The sequence below is a fragment of the Streptomyces sp. NPDC043952 genome (assembly GCF_056435325.1).
This window is the reverse complement of the sequence record NZ_JBWKES010000007.1, coordinates 176306-197664: the sequence shown is the minus strand read 5'-3', so window position 1 is coordinate 197664 and position 21359 is coordinate 176306. Positions and strand designations below refer to the sequence as shown.

Below are 21359 nucleotides of genomic sequence, written 5' to 3'. Positions count from 1 at the left end.
GCGAGAATCATGAAGATCCACAAGTACGACACCGTCATCGTCGGCGCCGGCGGCGCGGGCATGCGTGCCGCCATCGAGGCGACGAAGCGCAGCCGCACCGCGGTCCTGACCAAGCTCTACCCCACCCGGTCCCACACGGGCGCCGCGCAGGGCGGCATGGCCGCCGCGCTCGCCAACGTGGAGGAGGACAACTGGGAGTGGCACACCTTCGACACGATCAAGGGCGGTGACTACCTGGTCGACCAGGACGCCGCCGAGATCCTGGCGAAGGAGGCCATCGACGCGGTCCTCGACCTGGAGAAGATGGGCCTGCCGTTCAACCGGACGCCCAACGGCACCATCGACCAGCGCCGCTTCGGCGGTCACTCCCGCAACCACGGCGAGGCCCCGGTCCGCCGCGCGTGCTACGCGGCCGACCGCACCGGTCACATGATCCTCCAGACGCTGTACCAGAACTGCGTCAAGGAGGGCGTGGAGTTCTTCAACGAGTTCTACGTCCTGGACCAGCTGATCAGCGAGGTCGACGGCGTCAAGAAGTCCGCCGGTGTCGTCGCCTACGAGCTGGCGACCGGCGAGATCCACATCTTCCAGGCGAAGTCGGTCATCTACGCCTCCGGCGGCACCGGCAAGTTCTTCAAGGTGACCTCCAACGCGCACACCCTGACCGGTGACGGCCAGGCCGCGTGCTACCGCCGGGGTCTGCCGCTGGAGGACATGGAGTTCTTCCAGTTCCACCCGACCGGCATCTGGCGGATGGGCATCCTGCTCACCGAGGGTGCCCGCGGTGAGGGCGGCATCCTGCGCAACAAGGACGGCGAGCGCTTCATGGAGAAGTACGCTCCCGTCATGAAGGACCTGGCGTCCCGTGACGTCGTGTCCCGCTCCATCTACACGGAGATCCGCGAGGGCCGCGGCTGCGGTCCCGAGGGCGACCACGTGTACCTGGACCTCACCCACCTGCCGCCGGAGCAGCTGGACGCCAAGCTCCCGGACATCACCGAGTTCGCGCGCACCTACCTCGGCATCGAGCCGTACACGGACCCGATCCCGATCCAGCCCACCGCGCACTACGCGATGGGCGGCATCCCGACCAACGTCGAGGGTGAGGTCCTGGCGGACAACACCACCGTCGTGCCGGGTCTGTACGCGGCCGGCGAGGTCGCCTGCGTGTCGGTGCACGGCGCCAACCGCCTGGGCACCAACTCGCTGCTGGACATCAACGTCTTCGGCCGCCGCGCCGGCATCGCCGCCGCCGAGTACGCCCACACGGCCGACTTCGTCGAGCTGCCGGAGGACCCGGAGTCGTTCGTCGTCGAGCAGATCGAGCGGCTGCGCAACTCCACCGGCAACGAGCGGGTGGCCACGCTGCGCCGCGAGCTCCAGGAGACCATGGACGCCAACGTCATGGTGTTCCGCACCGAGCAGACGATCAAGACGGCGGTCGAGAAGATCGCCGAGCTGCGCGAGCGCTACAAGAACGTGTCCATCCAGGACAAGGGCAAGCGGTTCAACACGGACCTGCTGGAGGCCATCGAGCTGGGCAACCTGCTCGACCTGGCCGAGGTCATGGCCACGTCGGCGCTGGCCCGCAAGGAGTCCCGCGGCGGTCACTACCGCGAGGACTACCCGAACCGCGACGACGTCAACTTCATGCGCCACACCATGGCGTACCGCGAGGTGGGCGACGACGGCACCGAGTCCATCCGTCTCGACTACAAGCCGGTCGTCCAGACCCGCTACCAGCCGATGGAGCGTAAGTACTGATGGCTACCCCTGTTCTGGACAAGGCGGACGCGGCCGGCCGGCCCGAGCCCGGTTTCGCCGACTCCCCCTACATCACGGTCACCTTCCGGATCCGCCGGTTCAACCCGGAGGTCTCGGCGGAGGCCGTCTGGGAAGACTTCCAGCTGGAGATCGACCCGAAGGAGCGTGTCCTCGACGGTCTCCACAAGATCAAGTGGGACATCGACGGCACCCTCACGTTCCGCCGTTCCTGCGCGCACGGCATCTGCGGCTCGGACGCGATGCGGATCAACGGCAAGAACCGTCTTGCCTGCAAGACGCTGATCAAGGACATCAACCCCGAGAAGCCGATCACGGTCGAGCCCATAAAGGGCCTCACGGTCCTCAAGGACCTGGTCGTGGACATGGAGCCGTTCTTCCAGGCGTACCGGGACGTGATGCCGTTCCTGATCACCAAGGACACGAACGAGCCGACGCGCGAGCGTCTGCAGTCCGCGGAGGACCGGGCGCGCTTCGACGACACCACCAAGTGCATCCTGTGCGCCGCGTGCACGTCGTCCTGCCCGGTGTTCTGGAACGACGGCCAGTACTTCGGCCCGGCCGCGATCGTCAACGCCCACCGCTTCATCTTCGACTCGCGTGACGAGGCCGGGGAGCAGCGTCTCGAGGTGCTGAACGACCGGGACGGCGTGTGGCGCTGCCGTACGACCTTCAACTGCACCGACGCGTGCCCGCGTGGCATCGAGGTCACGAAGGCGATCCAGGAAGTCAAGCGGGCCCTGATCACCCGCCGCTACTGACGCGACACCTGGCACAATACGAGGGCCGTTCACCCGTTCGGGGGAACGGCCCTCGTATCTTGTCCACGCCTTTCACGACCTACCGGGGGCACCAGCGTGACCGAGCAGAACCCGTACCACAGCGGCGCCGGCGACTGGGGCCCCGGCCATCCGCCCGCGCCCTCCGACACGCCGCCGCCGGGGTACGGCTACCCCGCCGCGGAGGCGCCCGCGCCGGGGTACGGCTTTCCGCAGCAGCCGGCCGCGGCGGGCGCCCTGCCGCCGGGCGGCGCTCCCGTGCTCGCCATCGGCGACATCACGGTGATCGGCGATCAGATCATCACGCCGGCCGGGCAGATGCCGCTGCGCGGTGCGGTCTGGAACGCGACGGACATGTCGCGCACCGAGGAGAAGATACCGACGCACGCGATCGTCCTCGCGGTCGTGTTCGCCCTGCTCTGCCTGCTCGGGCTGCTCTTCCTGCTGATGAAGGAGAAGCGGACCACGGGCTACATCCAGGTCACCGTGACCAGCGCGGGGCGGCACCACCAGACGATGATCCCGGCGTACGGCCCGGACGCGTTCGCCGCGATCATGGGCCAGGTCAACTACGCCCGCTCGCTGAGCAGCATGTGAGCCGACGGCCCGGTCATCACGGGATCCGGGGAGCGGCGTCCTAATCTGACGACATGTCAGACGAAGAGTCGTACGAACTGCTCGGGTTCGACAACGTACTGCTCCCCGTCGGGGATCTCGCGGAGGCCGTCGGGTTCTACGAGCGCGCCGGGTTCGGGGTGGGGTTCCGGTTCGACGAGGCCGGGATCGCCCTGCTCACGGCGGGGAAGGAGACGCCCGGCGTCCTGCTGCGGGTGGAGGAGGCACTGGGCCACCGCAGTCCGCCGTGGCCCTCGCCGCGCCTGTGGCTGGAGGTGCCGGACGCGCGGGCGGCGGCGCGGCGGCTCGTCGCGGCGGGCATCGAGCCGATGGACGAGGTGTTCCAGACGGCGACCGGCTGGACGGTGGAGATCGCGGACCCCTGGGGCAACGTGCTCGGCCTGACGGACTACACCCGGCGCCCGGAGCTGGGCCGCCGAGGCTGAGCCGGGCGCCCGGACGGCACTGGTTAGGCTCTGTGGCGTGCCCGTGAAGAACGACGGTCCCGCGGCGGCCGGTACCCCCAGCAGCAAGTCCGAGCAGACCCGTGCGCTGATCCTGGAGACGGCCATGCGGCTGTTCCGGGAGCGGGGGTACGACAAGACCACCATGCGGGCGATCGCCCAGGAGGCGGGGGTCTCCGTCGGCAACGCCTACTACTACTTCGAGGGCAAGGAACACCTGATCCAGGGCTTCTACGACCGGATCGCGGCCGAGCACCGGCAGGCGGTCCGGGGGATCCTGGAGCACGAGACGGACCTGGAGACGCGGCTCGCGGGCGTGCTCACCACCTGGCTGGACATCGCGCGGCCGTATCACGAGTTCGCGGTGCAGTTCTTCAAGAACGCCGCCGACCCGGACAGCCCGCTGAGCCCCTTCTCGCAGGAGAGCGAGCACGCACGCGAGCAGGCGATCCAGGTGCACCGGGAGGTGCTGGCCGGTTCGAAGGCCAAGGTGCCGGCCGAACTCCGGGACGTCCTGCCGGAGTTGATGTGGCTGGCCCAGATGGGCCTCATCATGTACTGGATCTTCGACCGCACCGAGAACCGCGAGCGCAGCTACCGCCTCGCCCGCCGCGGCGCCCGCCTCACCACCCGCGGCGTCACCCTCTCCCGCTTCCGCGTCCTGCGTCCCCTGGTCCTGGAAGTCCACGAACTGTTCACGGACTTCCTGCCGGGGATGACGAGGCTGCTGCCGGCTCCGGGACGAAACCCGGCCGAGTGATCACTTTCGGGTGAAGGTGCGGGGAAGGGACGTCCGGCCGTCGGTCTGCCTGCCACGCTGCTCCCGGCACCGGCCTTGAGGAGGCTTCCTGATGTCCGCAGCGGCTGTCAGACGACGTCATGACCGACCACTGACCGCGGCGGCCGACCGGATCATGGACCACCTTCCGGGCTGTCGCGTCGAGATCATCGGGGGCCAGATTCTCGTGTCCCCGCTCCGTGACGGCCCGCACGGCATGGTCCTGACCGGGCTGATGCGGTCCTTCTTCTCCGCCGATCTCCACGACGCCGAGTCGCGCGTGCTCCAGGGCATCGCTCTCTGGCTGCCGACAGGACCCGAGGATTACGCGATCCCCGACCTCTCCCTGGTCGACGCGGACTTCGAGGACCATTACATCGAGAACAACTGCTACGACCCCGTCTGCTTCCGCATGGTCCTGGAGGTCACCTCCAGCAACTTCCGGACCGACCTGCGCACCAAGGTGGCCGCGTACGCGGAGGCCAAGGTCCCGGTCTACGTCATCGTCGACCGCGAGCACCAGCGTCTGCACGTGCTCACCGAGCCGGCCGGGAGCGACTACGCGAACCACCGCGTGCACGCCCCCGGCGAGACCGTCGCGCTCCCCGACTCGCTCGGCGCCAAGGTCACCCTCGACGTCGAGCAGATCATCGAGGCCGGGCAGAACTGAGGCAGCGGGTCAGATCCAGTCCAGGCGCCACAGGCGGTACACGCCCGTGGCGTCCATCAGATACTGGCCGCCGCCGACGTCCTCCGAGGTGACCGTGTATTCCTTGCGCTGCCACAGGGGGATCAGCGGGACGTCGTCGGCGATGGTGGACTGAATCTGCTGGAAGTCGGTGGCGGCGCGGCTGCGGTCGGCGAACTGCTGGCTGTTGCGGATGAGCTGGTCGACCGTCTTGTTGCTGTAGCCGGTGGCCATGGTGGAGCCGGTGCCGACGAGGGGCTGGCCGAAGGTGTCGGCGTCGGGGTAGTCCGCGACCCAGCCGACGGCCCACGCGTCGAGCTTGCCCCCGGCCATCCGCTTCTGGAAGTCGGTCCACTCGTAACCCTTGACGTCGACCTGGAACAGGCCGCCCGCCTCCAGCTGCTTCTTCAGCGCCGCGGCCTCCTGCTCGCCGGGGCCCTGGCCCTTGCCGTAGGCGAAGGTGAAGCGGACCGGCAGGCTCACCCCGGCCTCGGTGAGCAGGGCGCGCGCCTTCTTCGTGCTCTGCGTCGGGTAAGTGTCGAAGAAGGACGTGGTGTGGCCGGTGATGCCGGTCGGGATCAGGGAGTACAGCGGGTCGACCGTGCCCTGGTAGACCGTGGCCGCCAGCTGCTCCCGGTCGACCAGCCAGGCGATGGCCTGCCGCACCCGTACGTCGTGCAGCGGGGAGCTGGCGCGGGTGTTGAGGTACAGGTTGCGGGTCTCGGAGGAGTCGGACTCGGACACCCGCTCCTTCGGGTCGCTCGTGTTCAGCCCGGCGAGCACGTCGGGCGGCAGCGTGCGCGAGGCCACGTCGATGTCCTTCGCCTTCCACGCCGCGTTCAGCTGCGCGGAGTCGCTGTAGTAGCGCAGGTCGATCGGGCGGCCGGTGGAGGAGAGGTAGCCCTTGTAGGTCGGGTTCGGCGCGAGCCGGGCCTGTCGGCCCTTGGTGTACGAGGTGAGCCGGTAGGGGCCGGTGCCGTCGACCGAGGAGTCCTTGCGCAGCGAGTCCGCCGGGTAGGTCTCCCGGTCCACGATCGCGCCCGCGCCGGTGGCGACCTTCAGCGGGAAGGTGGCGTCCGGCGCCGACAGGTGGAAGGTGACGGTGCGCGCGTCGTCGGCGGTCACCGAGGACAGGACGGCGAGCAGGGAGGAGGGGCCCACGTCGGAGTTGATCCGCTTGACCCGGTCGAAGGAGAACTTCACGTCCTGGGCCGTCATCGCCCGCCCGCTGGGGAACTTGATGCCGTCGCGCAGCGTGCACCGGTACGTCTTCAGATCGCTGCCGACGAAGGCGCAGCTCCTGGCCGCGTCCGGCACCGGCTGCACCCCGTCCGGCTCGAAGCTCAGCAGCGTCTGGAACACATTGCTGAACAGGGCCCAGGAGCCCGCGTCGTACGCCCCGGCCGGGTCGAGCGAGGTGACCGCGTCCGTCGTCCCGACCGTGATGGTCCTGTTCTTGTTCTCCTGTGACGGCAGCAGCTTCCAGCCGCCGATGCCCACGACAGCCAGCACGAGCAATGTCACGACAATCCGCATGCGAACAGATCGCACGGTGGTGCCCTCCCCAGACCCTTGTGAGGCCCTACCCCTGGTCAGCACAAATCCCGCCACTCCCCTGAGTGACGCGGCTCACCCAATCACACGTGTTTCGGCGTGGGAAGGGCTTTCTGACCAGTTGTGGAAGAACTTGCCCAAGACGTTGTCTCCGCCGGGCGTCCGCCGTGCCTTCACAGCGTCTCCACAGGTGGCGGAGGAGATTCCGGTCACATGGGCGACGGCTCCCGGCGCAGGGCCCGCAGACCGCGCAACCCGATGCCCCCGATGACCGTCCCCAATACGAAGGAGACGATCGCCAGCACCAGGTGCACCCAGAAGTAGGCGGTCGGCCGGCCGTCATGGAAGGCGAGCCCACTGCCGTCCTTGACCAGGTTCTTTACGAAAGTGATCCAGATGAACCAGCTCCACACCCCGAAGGCGAGCAGGAACCAGGAGACCGGGCGGCTGAGTTTCATACCTCCAGTATCCGGGGTGCGTTCCGGGAGCAGGGGCTGGGTCCGGTCCGCCCGGTGGGCCACGGGTACGTCCGGGGCCGTGCCCGCACTCCGTACGGCCGCCCGGCGCTCGCTGCCGGCCGGCGCCGCGACCCTGCTGACCCTGGCCGCCACCGCGCCCGCCGCACTCGCCGCCCCCGCCGCCGGCACCGCCCCGGCGGCCACGCCCCCGGCCCACATGTCGACGCTCGGCGGTGCCCGGCTCGGACGGACCGGCACCCAGGTGAACCTCGCGCCCGGCGTCCCCGTACTACCCGAGGGCCTGACCGCGCGCTCCTGGATCGTCTCCGACGCCCAGACGGGCGAGGTGCTGGCCGCGCACAACGCGCACTGGGCACTGCCCCCGGCGTCCACCCTGAAGATGCTGTTCGCGGACACCCTGCTGCCCCGCTTCCCGCGCACGGCGGAGCACAAGGTGGCCGCGAAGGACCTCGCGGGCATGGGCGAGGGTTCCAGCGTGGTCGGCGTAAAAGCGGGCCGCACCTACAGCGTCCACGACCTGTGGCTGGGGGTGTTCCTGCGCTCGGGCAACGACGCCGTGCACGTGCTGTCCGCGATGAACGGCGGCGTCGCCCAGACCGTCCAGGACATGCAGCACCACGCGGACGAACTCCAGGCCCTGGACACCCATGTGGTCTCCCCCGACGGCTACGACGCGCCGGGCCAGGTGTCCTCGGCGTACGACCTCACCCTGGTCGCCCGCTCCGGGCTCCAGAAGAAGGACTTCCGGGACTACTGCTCCACCGTGAGCGCCGACTTCGACGGCAAGCAGATCCGCAACACCGACCGGCTGCTCAGCGGGGACACCGATGTGCCGGTCTACCAGGGCATCGCCGGGGTGAAGAACGGCAACACCACCCACGCGGGCGCCACCTTCACCGGGGTCGCCCAGCGCGGCAAGCGGGTGCTGCTGGTCACCGTGATGAATCCGCAGAAGCAGGAGCACAACGAGGTCTACAAGGAGACGGCGAAGCTGTTCGACTGGGGCTTCCAGGCGGCCGGCAAGGTCAAGCCGGTGGGCGAGCTGGTGCCGCCGCGGAGCGCCGCGCCGGCGAGCACGGCGCCGGGCGGCTCGCCGGCGGCGTCGGCGCCCGCCGGGCAGGCCGGTTCGAAGCCGGCGGCGGCCGCCGCGAGCGGCTCGCGCGGGATCGGCACCGCGCTCGCCGTCGCGGGCGGGCTGCTCGTCCTGCTGGCGGGCGGCGTCTTCCTGGTCAACCGCCGGTGGCCGCTGCCGGACCTGATGCGCCGTCGGCCGCGGCCGTGAGCTTCGGCATCCCGCCCGGCGTGGCCGTCCAGGCGGCGCAGTACAGGACCAGTTTCGCGGTGAAGTTGATCCACAGCAGCAGCGCCACGGGGACCCCGAACGCGCCGTACATGCTCTTGGCGGCGACCCCCTGGATATAGCCGCTGAGCAGCAGTTTCAGCAGTTCGAAGCCGACCGCGCCGAGCAGTGCCGCGAGCACCAGACGGCGGCGCGGCGGCTCCACGCCGGGCAGCAGGGTCAGCACGTAGAGCAGGACGAGGAAGTCGGCGAGCACGGCGACGGCGAAGGCGGCGACCCACAGCAGCGCGGAGCCCCAGCCGTGCTGGGCGAGCCCCAGTCCGTCGGAGACCCGGCCGACGGCCGCCGTGGCGAGCGTGGACGCGGCGAGGGTGACGAGCAGGGCGCCGCCGAAGCCGATCAGGATGCCGGCGTCCTTGGCCTTGGCGACCAGCGGGTTCTGGTCCTGGTCCGGCAGCTCCCAGACCGCGCGCAGGCAGTCCCGCACCTGGCCGACCCAGTTGACGCCGGTGAGCAGCAGCACGGCACCCGCGATGACGCCGACGGTGCCCGCGTTCTGGACCAGCGTGGTGATGTCCAGCTGCTGGGAGACGACCCCCGGAAACTGCTCGGCGACCTTGTGCTCGACGGTCTGCTGCCGGGCCGGGCTGAGCGTGGCCGCGGTGATCGCCGCGGCCACGGTGAGCAGCGGGAACAGCGCCACGAAGCTGACGAACGTCATCGCCGCCGCCAGCCGGGACCACTTCACCCGGTCGAGCCGCTCGTACGCCCGCCACGCGTGCGTGGCCGTCAGCCAGGTCACCAGCGGCCCGACGACGGGCAGTCTCTTCAGCCAGTCCATGATCCTTCCCTGCCCGGTGTGCGGTCTCCCATGTGCGGGTACCCGCGACCGTTTCGCGCAGCGGAAGCCCCGCCATCCCACTTTCGGGTGGTCTTCGCCCCGACAAGGTGACGTTCAGGGATGAAGGGCACACATGCGGACGATACGGTCACGGGCATGTCTGTGAAGGACGCCCTCGCCCTGCCCCAGTCCCTGCTCGTCCTCGGCGGCACCTCCGAGATCGCGCTCGCCACCACCCGCCGGCTGATCGCCCGCGGGGCGCGCACCGTCTGGCTGGCCGGCCGCCCCTCCCCCGCCCTGGAGCAGGCCGCCGAGAGCCTGCGCGCGCTCGGCGCGGACACCCGTACGGTCGGCTTCGACGCCCTCGACCCCGCCTCCCACGAGACCGTGCTCGGCAAGGTGTTCGCCGAGGACGCCATCGACCTGGTGCTGCTCGCCTTCGGTGTCCTCGGCGACCAGGCCCACGACGAGCGGGTGCCGCTGCGGGCCGTGCGGGTCGCGCAGACCAACTACACCGGGGCGGTCGCCGCGGGTCTCGTCGCCGCGAGCGCCCTCCAGGCCCAGGGCCACGGCTCGCTCGTCGTCCTGTCCGCCACCGCCGCCGAACGCGCCCGCCGCGCCGACTTCATCTACGGCTCCAGCAAGGCGGGCCTCGACACCTTCGCCCAGGGCCTCGGCGACGCGCTGTACGGCACGGGGGTGCATGTGATGGTCGTACGACCCGGATTCGTGCGGACGAGGGCGACGGCGGGCCGGCCCCGCGAGCCGTTCGCCACGACCCCTCAGGCGGTCGCCACCGCGATCGAACTGGGCCTGCGCCGGGGCGCGGAGACGGTGTGGGTGCCGGGGGTGCTGCGGCTGGTGACGGCCGCGCTGCGGCACACGCCGCGGGCGCTGTTCCGCAGACTGCCGCTGTGACGGCCCGTCAGCGGCCGGCGACGGTCCCGCTGCCGATGTCGGCGGGGCCCGCCTGGGACGGCACGACCCGGCCGCCGAAGGCGTACTCGCGCAGCTTGCGCCAGGCTCCGTCGGCGCCCTGCGCGTACAGCGCGAACCCGGTGCACGGCCACTCGGCCTCGAAACCGGCCAGCTCCGCGAAGGCGCGGTCCATCGCCGCGTCCTCGATGCCGTGCGCCACGGTGACATGCGGGTGGTACGGGAACTGAAGTTCGCGGGCGCAGGGCCCGGTGGACTCGCGGACCCGCTGCTGGAGCAGGGCGCACTCCTCGGCGCCCCGCACGACCCGGACGTAGACCACCGGGGAGACGGGCCGGAAGGTGCCGGTGCCGTGCAGCCGCATCGGGAACGGGCGGCCGGCGGCGGCCACCTTGCCGAGATGGGCCTCGACGGCGGGCAGCGCGGCGCGGTCCACCTCGGTCGGCGGCAGCAGGGTGACGTGGGTGGGGATGCCGTAGGCCGCGGCGTCGCCGAAGCCCGCGCGCCGCTCCTGGAGCAGGCTGCCGTGAGGCTCCGGAACCGCGATCGACACGCCGATCGTTACGGTCCCCACGTCGTCTCCTGTCGTCGCGTCCGTCGTCTGCTCGGCCGACTCGTACGGGCCTTCGGCTCCGACTGTACGGCTATGGGTGTCCTGTGGGCAGGCGCAACGGAAGTGATGTGCAGCGCTCTGCCCACGTGGATGTGCGAACGGCCGTGCGCCGTCGCGCCGGTTCCGTGCTCCCCGGCGCGAACCGTGCCGTCCGGTGCTCCGGCCGGCGCCTCGGCGGGTGCTCCGGTCAGCGCTTCGCCGGGAGGAAGCCGACCCGGTCGTACGCCTGCGCGAGGGTCTCGGCGGCGACGGCGCGGGCCTTCTCGGCGCCCTTGGCGAGGATCGAGTCGAGCGTCTCGGCGTCGTCCAGGTACTGCCGGGTGCGCTCCCGGAACGGCGTCACGAACTCGACCATGACCTCGGCGAGGTCGGTCTTGAGCGCGCCGTACATCTTGCCCTCGTACTCCCGCTCCAGCTCGGGGATCGGCTTTCCGGTGAGGACGGAGTAGATGGTGAGCAGGTTGGAGACGCCCGGCTTGGCCTCCGCGTCGTAGCGGATGACGGTGTCGGTGTCGGTGACCGCGCTCTTGACCTTCTTGGCGGTGGTCTTCGGCTCGTCCAGGAGGTTGATCAGGCCCTTCGGCGTGGACGCCGACTTGCTCATCTTGACCGCCGGGTCCTGGAGGTCGTAGATCTTCGCCGTCTCCTTGAGGATGTACGGCGACGGGATCGTGAACGTCTGCCCGAAGCGGCCGTTGAAGCGCTCGGCCAGGTCGCGGGTCAGCTCGATGTGCTGGCGCTGGTCCTCGCCGACCGGCACCTGGTGGGCCTGGTACAGCAGGATGTCCGCGACCTGGAGGACCGGGTACGTGAACAGGCCGACCGAGGCGCGCTCGGCGCCCTGCTTGGCGGACTTGTCCTTGAACTGGGTCATCCGGCTGGCCTCGCCGAAGCCGGTCAGGCAGTTCATCACCCAGGCCAGCTCGGCGTGCTCGGGGACGTGGCTCTGCACGAACAGGGTGCAGCGCTCCGGGTCCAGACCGGCGGCGAGGAGCTGGGCGGCGGCGAGGCGGGTGTTGGCCCGCAGCTCCTTGGGGTCCTGGGGGACGGTGATCGCGTGCAGGTCGACGACCATGTAGAAGGCGTCGTGGGTCTCCTGGAGGGATACCCACTGGCGGACGGCGCCGAGGTAGTTCCCGAGGTGGAACGAGCCGGCGGTGGGCTGGATACCGGAGAGCACGCGGGGCTTTTCAGCGGGGGCCATGTGGCCCATTCTCTCATCGGCCGGGGGTGGGGTCGGCCCCTGGGCGGCGGGGCCGCGTATCCGGTACGGCCCCGCTTTGAGGGCATTGCCCTGACGGCGTTGATCAGCCCAGGTCGACTTCCGGGTACAGCGGGAAGCCCGCGACCAGGTCCGTCGCGCGCTGGGCGATCTCGGCGGAGATCTTCTCGTCCAGGACGTGGGCGGCCTTGCTCGGCGCGCCGGACTTGGTGGTGCCCGGCTCGGTCGTGGTCAGCACGCGGTCGATCAGGCCGGCCACCTCGTCCATCTCCGCCGTGCCCAGGCCGCGGGTGGTCAGGGCCGGGGTGCCGATGCGGATGCCGGAGGTGTACCAGGCGCCGTTCGGGTCGGCCGGGATGGCGTTGCGGTTGGTGACGATGCCGGAGTCCAGCAGGGCGGCCTCGGCCTGGCGGCCGGTGAGGCCGTAGGAGGTCGCCACGTCGATCAGGTTGAGGTGGTTGTCGGTGCCGCCGGTCACCAGGGTCGCGCCCCGGCGCATCAGGCCCTCGGCAAGGGCGCGGGAGTTGTCCACGATGCGCTGCGCGTAGTCCCGGAACGCGGGCTGCCGGGCCTCGGCCAGGGCGACCGCCTTCGCCGCCATGACGTGCGGCAGCGGACCGCCGAGGACCATCGGGCAGCCCCGGTCCACCTGGTCCTTGAGGGAGTCGTCGCACAGCACCATGCCGCCGCGTGGGCCGCGCAGCGACTTGTGAGTGGTGGTGGTGACGATCTGGGCGTGCGGGACCGGGTCGAAGTCGCCGGTGAGGACCTTGCCCGCGACGAGGCCGGCGAAGTGGGCCATGTCCACCATCAGGGTCGCGCCGACCTCGTCCGCGATCTCGCGCATGACCCGGAAGTTCACCAGCCGGGGGTACGCCGAGTAGCCGGCCACGATGATCAGCGGCTTGAACTCGCGGGCCCGGGCGCGCAGCGCGTCGTAGTCGATGAGGCCGGTCGCGGGGTCGGTGCCGTAGGAGCGCTGGTCGAACATCTTTCCGGAGATGTTCGGGCGGAAGCCGTGGGTGAGGTGGCCGCCGGCGTCCAGGGACATGCCGAGCATCCGCTGGTTGCCGAAGGCCTGGCGCAGCTCGGCCCAGTCGGCGTCGGTGAGGTCGTTGACCTGGCGGGCGCCGGTCTTCGCCAGGAACGGGGCCTCGACGCGGTCGGCGAGTACGGCCCAGAAGGCGACGAGGTTGGCGTCGATGCCGGAGTGCGGCTGGACGTAGGCGTGCCGGGCGCCGAAGAGTTCGCGGGCGTGCTCGGCGGCCAGGGACTCCACGGTGTCCACGTTGCGGCAGCCGGCGTAGAAGCGGCGGCCGGCGGTGCCCTCGGCGTACTTGTCGCTGAACCAGTTGCCCATCGCGAGGAGGGTCGCCGGGGAGGCGTAGTTCTCGGAGGCGATCAGCTTGAGCATCGCGCGCTGGTCGGTGACCTCCTGGCCGATGGCGTCGGCGACACGCGGCTCCACCGCGCGGATCACGTCGAGGGCGGCGCGGAAGGCGGTGGACTCGGTGGACAGGTGCTGCTCTGGCATGGGGACCTCCGGACGGGGTGCGTTTCGGCGTTCACGTTCGGCCCAGGCGCACGGCACTGTTTCCCGCGGGGCCGCTCCCCGATGGTCCGTCCCATCCCTGCGCGCCAGTCACGGCCCGTGGCTCAGCGTACCGGCCGGGTGGAGGCGGGGAGATCCGGCGTCCACCATGCGGGCGAGGGGCGCCGGCCGCGGTGCTCAGAGGATCACATGGGGCAGGAAGCGGGCGTACTCGTCGGTGACGGGGCTCGCCGACTCGCGGATGCCGAGGCCCGCGGGCTCGTCGTCGATGACCCAGGCGCCGAGGACGACGTGGTTGCCGTCGAAGGCGGGCAGGGTCGCGAGCTGCTGGTAGCAGCAGGGGTCGGGGCGGACGGCGGGCGGGCCGCCCGGCGGGTGCAGGGTGATGCCGGCCCCCTCGCGGCCCAGCAGCGGTTTGGCGGCGTAGCCGGTGGTGGCGGCGAGGTCGCGGGGGCCGTCGAGGTGGGCGGGCAGCAGGTTGGGGTGGCCGGGGTACAGCTCCCACAGGATCGCCAGCAGGGCCTTGTTGCTCAGGAGCATCTTCCAGGCGGGCTCGATCCACAGGGTGCTGCCGGTGCCGCCGCCGTTGTCCAGGGTGTCCAGGACATGCCCGCCGAAGGCGTCGGTGGTGAGCCATTCCCAGGGGTAGAGCTTGAACAGGGCGCGGATGAACCGGAGCCGCTTGTCCACGAAGCGGCCGGAGAGGGTGTCCCAGCCGATCTCCTCCATGGCGAGCCAGTCGGTCGCGAGGCCCGCCTGCTCCGCGGTCTCCTTCAGGTAGGCGACCGTCATCAGGTCCTCGCCCAGCTCGTCGGCGGCGGAGTGCGCGAAGTGCAGGAGACTTCCGGGCGGGAGCAGCGCGGACTGTCTGCGCCAGGAGTCCACCAGGCGTTCGTGCAGCGAGTTCCACTGGTCGGCGCCGGGGAAGCGGTCCTCCATCCAGAACCACTGCGGGGAGGCGGCCTCCACCAGGGAGGTGGGGGTGTCGGCGTTGTACTCCAGCAGCTTGGCCGGGCCCGTGCCGTCGTAGCGCAGGTCGAACCGGCCGTAGAAGGAGGGGAGTTCGGCCCGGCGGTGCCAGGACTCGGTGACGGCGGCGGCGACGGCGGGGTCGGTGATGCCGAGCTCGGCGAGGCGGCCTCGCGCCACGATGTGCTCCGCCGCCGCCAGGCACATGGCGTGCAGTTCGGCGACCGTCTCCTCCAGCGCCTCGACCTCGGGCAGCGAGAAGACGTAGTAGGCGCTCTCGTCCCAGTAGGGGCGCAGGCTCCCGTCGGGGTGGCGGGTGAGCGGGTAGACGAGGCCCTGCTCCTCGACGGTGCGCTGCCAGCCGGGGCGGGGGGTGGTGGTACGGCGTTCCATACGGCGAATCCCGGTCAGCCGCCGGAGCTGTGCGAGCCGCCGCCGAAGCCGCCGCGGTGCACGCCGCCGGAGCCGGAGCCGTAGTGCGTCGAGGAGTGGTTCGTGGAGTGGCCCGTCGAGTGCCCGGAGCCGGTGCGGGGCTTGGTGAAGGAACCGCCGTCCACCCAGGAGCCCTTCTTCTTGCCGCCGTAGTACCAGGCGCCGTCGACCGCCGACTTGACCGCCTTGCAGTTCTTGTCGGCGACGACCTTGTAGCCCTTGGCGTAGCTGTAGCTGTCCCGGTCCACGCAGCGCTTGTCCGGCTCCGAGGAGCAGGCGGTGAGCGCGGCGGCCAGCAGGCCGACGCTGCCGAGGACCACCGTGCCGGAGCGCAGCCGTCGCCTGGTTTCGGCCATGTTCGTGTCTCCCCCGTGTGCGAAGTGCGGTGCGGCAAGCCTAGAGAGGGGTGAGAGAACCGGCCAAGGGGGGTGAGCATGACAGGGCGGTGGCGGGGCTCCCTTAGAGTCCCTTTGTGCTCTTTGGAATGGTGTGCGCCCTTGGCGCGGCGGTCTGTTTCGGTACCGCGACGGTGTTGCAGGCGGTGGCGGCGCGACAGGCCGGTCCCGGTGGCGGCGGTGAGGCGGCGCTGCTGCTGCGGGCGTTGCGGCAGTGGCGGTACATCGCCGGGCTCGGGCTGGACGGGCTGGGCTTCCTGTTCCAGATCGCGGCACTGCGCTCGCTGCCGATCTACGCGGTCGGCGCCGCCCTCGCGGCCAGCCTCGCGGTGACGGCGGTGGTCGCGGCGCGGCTGCTGGGGGTGCGGCTGCGCGGCATGGAGTGGGGCGCGGTGGGGGTGGTGTGCGCCGGGCTCGCGATGCTGGGCCTCGCCTCCGGGCCGGAGGGCGGCAAGGCCGGTTCGGACACGCTGCGGTGGGTGATGCTCGGGGTGGGGGTCGGGCTGCTGCTGCTCGGGCTCGCGGGCGGGCGGCTGTCCGGGCGGGCGCGGGGGCTGGTGCTCGGGCTCGGCGCCGGGTTCGGGTTCGGGGTGGTCGAGGTGTCGGTCCGGCTGATCGACAGCCTCGCGCCCGCCACCCTGCTCACCAACCCGGCGGCGTACGCCCTGGTGTTCGGCGGCGGTGCCGCCTTCATGCTGCTGACCTCGGCCCTCCAGCGCGGCTCGGTCACCACGGCGACCGCCGGGATGGTGATCGGCGAGACGCTCGGCCCCGCGGCCATCGGCGTCGTCTGGCTCGGCGACCGCACCCGCGAGGGCATGTCCTGGCTGGCCGTGCTGGGCTTCGCGGTGGCCGTGGCGGGCGCCCTGGCCCTGGCCCGCTTCGGCGAGGCCCCGGCGACGGATACGGCGGAGCCGGCCGCCGAAGGCTGACGAGCGCGGCGGACATTGCCGAGCGGGCGGTGGCGGGGGCGGCGAGCGAGCTGATGGCGGGTGAGAGACCGGTGACGGGGGCCGGCGAGCGGACCGCGGAAGGGTGACGGACCAGTACCGGAGACCGGCGAGCGGGCCGGTGGCGGGGGCGGCGAGTGGGCCGCGGAAGGGTGACGGACCGGTACCGGAGACCGGCGAGCGGGCCGGTGGCGGGGCCGGCGAGCGGACCGCGGAAGGGTGACGGACCGGTACCGGGGACCGGCAAACCGGGGTCGGCGAAAGACGGCAGACCGGTGGCGGGACCGCCGAGTGGGCCGGTGGCAGGGCCGGCGAGCGGAACGCGGAAGGGTGACGGACCGGTGGCGCACGGCTGCTGGAGAACGACGGACCGGCTGCGCCCCCCGCAGCGCAACCGGTCCGGGGACCATCCTGCGGTCTGCGGCCGTCCGTGGCCAGGAACCGGATTTTCAGGAACGTAGACTTCCGGTATTTGCCGGGTCGGTGAGGCGGCCCGCGCCGAGAGGGAGTGGGGATGGACCGGGATGCCCTGCGGTCGCTGCTGCGGCACAAGCGCTCGCTGATCGATCCCGTCGAGCTGGGCTGGCCCCGCCGTACCGGCCGCGGCCGGCGGTCCGCCGGGCTCTCCCAGGCCCAGGTGGCGCACGCGCTGTACGTCTCCGAGCGCACCTACGCCCAGCTGGAGCGGGGTGACATGTCCTCCCCCGCGCCCGAGTTCCTCGACGCGGTCGCCGGGGTGCTGCGCATGGCGGAGCCGGAGCGGACCGCGCTGTACGTCTACGCGCTGGGCCACGAACCGCCGGTCCCCATGAACCCGGAGGCCGGCACACGGGTGGACCCGGCCTGGTTCACGGCCGTCCAGAGCATGTCCGGCGTGCCCTGCTACGTCAACGACGTGGCGTGGAACCTGCTCGCCTGGAACGACGACTTCCTGCGCATGTTCCCCCGACGGGAGGGCGCGCGGCCGGAGTTGCCCGAGCGGAACGTGATGCGCTGGCTGCTGCTGCGCGAGGAGGCGCGCGAACACCACCTGGTGGACTGGGAGCAGCGGTGGGCGGCGCCGGTGGCGGCCCAGCTGCGGGCGGCGGTGGCGGCCCACCCGGACAACCCCGATCTGCGGCAGCTCGACGCGGAGGTGAACGACGACCCGGTGGTGGGGCCCGTCTACCGCCGGCACGACATCACGTACGTGCAGCAGGACGGTGACACCCGCCCGGTACGGCACGCGGGGCTCGCCGCCGGCGGGGCCGACCGGTGCTGCGCCGAACACGCCCCGTCCACGCGGGGCCTGGTGACCCTGTGCGCGGCGCAGCCGCTGGGCTCGCCGGGCGCCCGGTTCTTCTCCCTGGTCTTCCGCCCGGCCACCCACTGCCCTCCCGCCTCCTAGGGCAGCACCCTGCACAGCGCCTCCAGCGCGCCCGCCCACGCGCTGTCCGATGGCGTCCCGTACCCGACCACCAGCGCGTCCACCTGCTCGGCGACGGCCTGGGGATGGCGGTGGAAGGAGAGGCCGTGCAGGGCGAGGCCCTGCCAGGCGGCGGCCTGGACGACGGAGGACTCGGTGCCCGGCGGCAGCCGCAGCAGCGCGTGCAGACCGGCGGCGACCCCGGTGACCCGGACGCCGGGCGCGCGTTCGGCGACGGCCGCGGCGAGGGCGTCACGGCGGCGCCGGTAGCGCAGCCGGGCGGCGCGGACCTGGCGGTCGTACGCCCCGGAGGTGAGGAATTCCGCGAGGGTGAGCTGTTCGAGCACGCCCACGGTGTCGACGTGCCCCTTGGCCGCGAGCACCTCCCCGACGAGGGCCGGCGGCAGCACCATCCAGCCCAGCCGGATGCCGGGCGCGAGGGACTTGCTGGCGGTGCCGAGGTAGACGACCCGGTCGGGATCGAGGCCCTGGAGGGCGCCGACGGGCTGGCGGTCGTAGCGGAACTCGCCGTCGTAGTCGTCCTCCAGGACCAGGGAGTCGGTGCGGCGGGCCCAGTCCACCACCGCGGTGCGCCGGTCGGGGTGCAGGGGCATGCCCATGGGGAACTGGTGGGCGGGGGTGAGGAGTACGGCGCCCTCGGTGCTCAACGGGCCCGGATCGGTGCCGAGTTCGTCCCAGGGCAGGGCGGGGGTGGCGAGTCCGGCGGCCTGGAGGAGGCCCCAGTAGGCGTCGAGGCCGTACGACTCGACGGCCACCGAGCGGACCCCGCGGGCGCGCAGCACCGGGCCGAGGACGCGCAGGGCGTGCGAGAAGCCGGCGGTGACGACCAGGTTGCCGGGGTCGGCGCGGACGCCCCGGACGCGGGCGAGGTAGCCGGCGAGGGCGGTGCGCAGTTCGACGCGGCCGCGCGGATCGCCGTAGCCGAGCGCTTCGTTGGGGGCGGCGGCGAGGGCGCGGCGGGCGGCCCTGGCCCACTCGGCGCGCGGGAACGCGGCGAGGTCGGGGGTGCCGGGGACGAGGTCGTGGGTGGGCCGGGCCGGGGCACGGGGCCGGCGGGCGGGGCCGCTCGGCGGGACCACGGTGCGCCCGGCGACGCGGGTGCCGGAGCCCTGCCGGGCGGTGAGCCAGCCCTCGGCGACCAGGTCGGCGTACGCCTCGGCGACGGTGTTGCGGGCGATGCCCAGGTCGGCGGCGAGGGCCCGTGAGGAGGGCAGCCGGGTGCCGGGGGCGAGCCGGCCGGTGCGGACCGCGTCGCGCAGGGCGTCGGTCAGCCCCCGGCGCAGCCCGCCGGGGCCGGCCGGTTCCAAGTGCAGGTCGACGCCCGAAGTGGCCCAGGATTCCGCCATGGAAATGGACCATACTCCTGGGCTGCCCGGCTTCTAGGTTGGAGGCATGAACACGGATGAGAAGACCGAGTACGCCACCGAGCACGCCCCCCGTCTGAACTGGAGCGAGCACGCTCCGGACGTGTACAAGGCGATGGTGCGGCTGGACATCGCCGCACGTCAGGGGCTGGACGCGAAGCTGCTGGAACTGGTGAAGATCCGCGCCTCGCAGCTGAACCACTGCGCGTTCTGCCTGGACATGCACACCAAGGACGCGCTCGCGGCCGGGGAGAGCGTGGAGCGGATCGTCCAGCTCGCCGCGTGGGAGGAGTCGCGGCACTTCTACACCGAGAAGGAGCTGGCGGCGATCGAGCTGACCGAGACGATCACCGTGCTGACCGACGGCTTCGTGCCGGACGAGGTGTACGAGCGGGCCGCCAAGCAGTTCGAGGAGGCCGAGCTGACCCGGCTGATCGCCGCGATCACGGTGATCAACGCCTGGAACCGGTTCGGCGTCACCGCCCGGATGACGCCGGGCCACTACCAGCCGGGGCAGCACCAGTGAGCGACGGCGTCGAGGCGCTGCGCGCGCTGCACCTGGGGCGCCCGCCAAGTGACCCTCTGATCCTGCCCGGCCCCTGGGACGCGGCCGGCGCGCGGGCCTTCGCACAGGTGGGGTTCGAGGCGCTGGCCACGCCGAGCGCGGGGGTCGCCGCCGCGCTCGGGTACCCGGACGGCGAGACCCCGGCGGACGAGATGTTCGCGGCGATCGCCCGGATCGCGCGCGCGGTGGACGTGCCGGTCACGGCGGACGTCGAGGACGGGTACGGGCTCGCGCCGGCGGAGCTGGTGGAGCGGCTGCTGGAGGCGGGCGCCGTCGGCTGCAACATCGAGGACTCCACGCAGGGCGCGCTCAAGGACCCGCGGGAGCACGCCGACTACCTGGCCCGGTTCTGCGCGGCCGCGGCGGGCCGGATCTTCCTCAACGCCCGCGTCGACACCTTCGTGCACGGCGACGGGGACCCCGACCGGGCCGTCGAGCAGGCCATCGAACGGGCCGCGTCGTACATCGCGGCGGGCGCCGAGTGCGTGTACCCGATCCTGGCCCCGGCGGCCGTACTGCCCCTGCTGCGGTCCGGGATCGAGGGCCCGCTGAACGCGCTGGCCGTCCTGGACGGGGACGGCCCCGCGCCCGCCGCGCTCGGCGGGCTCGGGGCCACCCGGATCACCTTCGGACCGCAGCTCCAGCGCCGGGCCACGGCGGCGGCGGCCGAACTCGCCGCCGGGCTGCGCTAGCCGGGGTTCAGGACAGCCACTTCTTCCAGACGGAAGGGTGGCTGTCCACCCACTTCTCGGCCGCCGCGTCCGGGGACATCTTGTCCTGGGCGATCAGCAGCGAGACCTCGTTCTGGTCGTCGGTGGTCCAGCGGAACTTCTTCAGGAACTGGGCCGCCTTGCCGCCCGACTTCGCGAAGTCCGCGTTCAGGTACTTCTGGAGCGGGGTGCGCGGGTAGGCGCAGGTGATCTTCGCCGCGTCCGCGTCGCAGCCGTCCTTGTACGGCGGCAGCTTCACCTCGGTCATCGGGACCTTCTTGAACAGCCACTGCGGCGAGTACCAGTACGTCAGGAAGGGCTTCTTCTCCTTGGCGAACTGTTTCATCTGGGTGATCTGCGCGGCCTCGGAGCCGGCGAAGACGACCTGGTAGTCCAGCTTCAGGTTCTTCACCAGGGCCTTGTCGTTGGTGACGTAGGACGGGGAGCCGTCCATCAGCTGGCCCTTGCCGCCGCTCTCCGCGGTGCGGAAGAGGGAGGCGTACTTGTTGAGGTTGTGCCAGTCGGTGATGTCGGGGTGCTGTTTGGCGAGGTACGTCGGCACGAACCAGCCGATGTGCCCGGTCACCCCGAGATCACCGGCGCGGGCGATCGTCTTCTTGTCGTCGACGTAGCGCTTCTCCTGGTCGGGGTGGCCCCAGTCCTCCAGGATGGCGTCGACCCGGCCCTGGCTCAGCGCGTCCCACGCGGGCACCTCGTCCACCTGCACGGTGTCGACGCGGTAGCCCAGCTTGTGCTCCAGCAGGTACTGGGCGACGGCCACATTGGACTCGGCGCCCACCCAGGACTGCACGGACAGCGTGACGCTCTTGCCGCCGCCGGTGTGCGCGAACGGGCTGGCCTGCTTGGTCATGTCGGCGGCGCCGCAGCCGGTGGTCAGCCCCAGCACGGCGAGCGCGACCGGAATCGTCGTGCGCAGTCGGATCC

At 71.7% G+C, this 21359-nt stretch carries 22 protein-coding genes and 1 riboswitch; of the genes, 12 read left to right on the top strand and 10 right to left on the bottom strand.

Annotated features, from left to right (window positions below; all coding sequences use genetic code 11):
• Window positions 1-9 precede the first annotated feature (9 nt).
• The 6 genes from sdhA to AC069R_RS11050 all read left to right on the top strand — a co-directional run bounded on the left by sdhA (window position 10) and on the right by AC069R_RS11050 (window position 5088).
• Window positions 10-1764, top strand: coding sequence for a succinate dehydrogenase flavoprotein subunit (gene sdhA / locus AC069R_RS11075; RefSeq protein WP_397984386.1), 1755 nt, complete (start codon window positions 10-12; stop codon window positions 1762-1764).
• Complete coding sequence (locus AC069R_RS11070) at window positions 1764-2543, top strand: succinate dehydrogenase iron-sulfur subunit (protein WP_397984387.1); 780 nt, start codon at window positions 1764-1766, stop codon at window positions 2541-2543. The genes sdhA and AC069R_RS11070 overlap by 1 nt, the downstream gene beginning before the upstream one ends.
• Window positions 2544-2639: 96 nt before the next feature.
• Window positions 2640-3158: a hypothetical protein gene (locus AC069R_RS11065; RefSeq protein ID WP_478766364.1), complete on the top strand. Its 519-nt coding sequence runs from the start codon at window positions 2640-2642 to the stop codon at window positions 3156-3158.
• A gap of 53 nt (window positions 3159-3211) precedes the next feature.
• On the top strand, window positions 3212-3622 hold the full coding sequence (locus AC069R_RS11060; protein WP_478766362.1) for a VOC family protein: 411 nt from the start codon (window positions 3212-3214) through the stop codon (window positions 3620-3622).
• A 37-nt stretch (window positions 3623-3659) separates the two neighbouring features.
• Entirely contained in the window at window positions 3660-4400 is a 741-nt protein-coding gene (locus AC069R_RS11055) for a TetR family transcriptional regulator (protein ID WP_478766360.1), read from the top strand.
• 91 nt (window positions 4401-4491) lie between these two features.
• Window positions 4492-5088, top strand: a complete 597-nt coding sequence (locus AC069R_RS11050) for a Uma2 family endonuclease (RefSeq protein WP_478766358.1) — start codon at window positions 4492-4494, stop codon at window positions 5086-5088.
• 9 nt (window positions 5089-5097) lie between these two features.
• Here the strand turns inward: AC069R_RS11050 and AC069R_RS11045 are convergent, their stop codons facing one another.
• Together AC069R_RS11045 and AC069R_RS11040 are read right to left on the bottom strand one after the other, a co-directional pair.
• Complete coding sequence (locus AC069R_RS11045) at window positions 5098-6642, bottom strand: ABC transporter substrate-binding protein (RefSeq protein WP_478766356.1); 1545 nt, start codon at window positions 6640-6642, stop codon at window positions 5098-5100.
• Window positions 6643-6869: 227 nt separating this feature from the next.
• Window positions 6870-7118: an SCO4848 family membrane protein gene (locus AC069R_RS11040; RefSeq protein ID WP_159704337.1), complete on the bottom strand. Its 249-nt coding sequence runs from the start codon at window positions 7116-7118 to the stop codon at window positions 6870-6872.
• Window positions 7119-7197: 79 nt separating this feature from the next.
• Here AC069R_RS11040 and AC069R_RS11035 point away from each other — a divergent pair, with 79 nt between their 5' ends.
• Complete coding sequence (locus AC069R_RS11035; RefSeq protein WP_478766353.1) at window positions 7198-8421, top strand: D-alanyl-D-alanine carboxypeptidase family protein; 1224 nt, start codon at window positions 7198-7200, stop codon at window positions 8419-8421.
• Here the strand turns inward: AC069R_RS11035 and AC069R_RS11030 are convergent.
• Window positions 8369-9280: a YihY/virulence factor BrkB family protein gene (locus AC069R_RS11030; RefSeq protein WP_478766351.1), complete on the bottom strand. Its 912-nt coding sequence runs from the start codon at window positions 9278-9280 to the stop codon at window positions 8369-8371. The genes AC069R_RS11035 and AC069R_RS11030 overlap by 53 nt on opposite strands.
• 162 nt (window positions 9281-9442) lie before the next feature.
• Here AC069R_RS11030 and AC069R_RS11025 point away from each other — a divergent pair, with 162 nt between their 5' ends.
• A complete protein-coding gene (locus tag AC069R_RS11025) occupies window positions 9443-10198 on the top strand; it encodes an SDR family NAD(P)-dependent oxidoreductase (RefSeq protein ID WP_478766551.1) in 756 nt (251 codons plus the stop codon).
• A gap of 7 nt (window positions 10199-10205) precedes the next feature.
• On the opposite strand, the gene AC069R_RS11020 is transcribed toward AC069R_RS11025, so the two are convergent.
• From AC069R_RS11020 to AC069R_RS11000, 5 genes are all read right to left on the bottom strand, one after another.
• On the bottom strand, window positions 10206-10790 hold the full coding sequence (locus AC069R_RS11020) for a 2'-5' RNA ligase family protein (protein ID WP_478766349.1): 585 nt from the start codon (window positions 10788-10790) through the stop codon (window positions 10206-10208).
• 226 nt (window positions 10791-11016) lie between these two features.
• The gene (gene trpS, locus AC069R_RS11015) at window positions 11017-12033 is read right to left on the bottom strand and encodes a tryptophan--tRNA ligase (RefSeq protein WP_478766347.1); all 1017 of its coding nucleotides are present in this window, start codon (window positions 12031-12033) and stop codon (window positions 11017-11019) included.
• Window positions 12034-12136: 103 nt separating this feature from the next.
• On the bottom strand, window positions 12137-13585 hold the full coding sequence (locus AC069R_RS11010; RefSeq protein ID WP_478766345.1) for a glycine hydroxymethyltransferase: 1449 nt from the start codon (window positions 13583-13585) through the stop codon (window positions 12137-12139).
• Window positions 13586-13618: 33 nt separating this feature from the next.
• Window positions 13619-13707: riboswitch (ZMP/ZTP riboswitch) on the bottom strand.
• A gap of 73 nt (window positions 13708-13780) precedes the next feature.
• Entirely contained in the window at window positions 13781-14965 is a 1185-nt protein-coding gene (locus AC069R_RS11005) for a glutathionylspermidine synthase family protein (protein WP_478766343.1), read from the bottom strand.
• 14 nt (window positions 14966-14979) lie between these two features.
• Window positions 14980-15360 carry a hypothetical protein gene (locus tag AC069R_RS11000; protein ID WP_478766341.1) on the bottom strand — a complete coding sequence of 127 codons (381 nt, stop codon included), beginning with the start codon at window positions 15358-15360 and terminating at the stop codon, window positions 14980-14982.
• Between the two features lie 128 nt (window positions 15361-15488).
• On the opposite strand from AC069R_RS11000, the gene AC069R_RS10995 reads away from it, so the two are divergent.
• Together AC069R_RS10995 and AC069R_RS10990 are read left to right on the top strand one after the other, a co-directional pair.
• Entirely contained in the window at window positions 15489-16331 is an 843-nt protein-coding gene (locus tag AC069R_RS10995) for a DMT family transporter (protein ID WP_478766549.1), read from the top strand.
• Between the two features lie 532 nt (window positions 16332-16863).
• On the top strand, window positions 16864-17736 hold the full coding sequence (locus tag AC069R_RS10990) for a helix-turn-helix domain-containing protein (protein ID WP_478766339.1): 873 nt from the start codon (window positions 16864-16866) through the stop codon (window positions 17734-17736).
• Here the strand turns inward: AC069R_RS10990 and pdxR are convergent.
• Entirely contained in the window at window positions 17733-19121 is a 1389-nt protein-coding gene (gene pdxR, locus AC069R_RS10985) for a MocR-like pyridoxine biosynthesis transcription factor PdxR (RefSeq protein ID WP_478766337.1), read from the bottom strand. The genes AC069R_RS10990 and pdxR overlap by 4 nt on opposite strands.
• A 46-nt stretch (window positions 19122-19167) precedes the next feature.
• On the opposite strand from pdxR, the gene AC069R_RS10980 reads away from it, so the two are divergent.
• Entirely contained in the window at window positions 19168-19665 is a 498-nt protein-coding gene (locus tag AC069R_RS10980) for a carboxymuconolactone decarboxylase family protein (RefSeq protein WP_478766335.1), read from the top strand.
• Window positions 19662-20396, top strand: a complete 735-nt coding sequence (locus AC069R_RS10975) for an isocitrate lyase/PEP mutase family protein (protein WP_478766333.1) — start codon at window positions 19662-19664, stop codon at window positions 20394-20396. The genes AC069R_RS10980 and AC069R_RS10975 overlap by 4 nt, the downstream gene beginning before the upstream one ends.
• A gap of 7 nt (window positions 20397-20403) precedes the next feature.
• Here AC069R_RS10975 and AC069R_RS10970 read toward each other — a convergent pair whose 3' ends face one another.
• Window positions 20404-21357: an ABC transporter substrate-binding protein gene (locus AC069R_RS10970; protein WP_478766547.1), complete on the bottom strand. Its 954-nt coding sequence runs from the start codon at window positions 21355-21357 to the stop codon at window positions 20404-20406.
• Window positions 21358-21359: the final 2 nt, after the last annotated feature.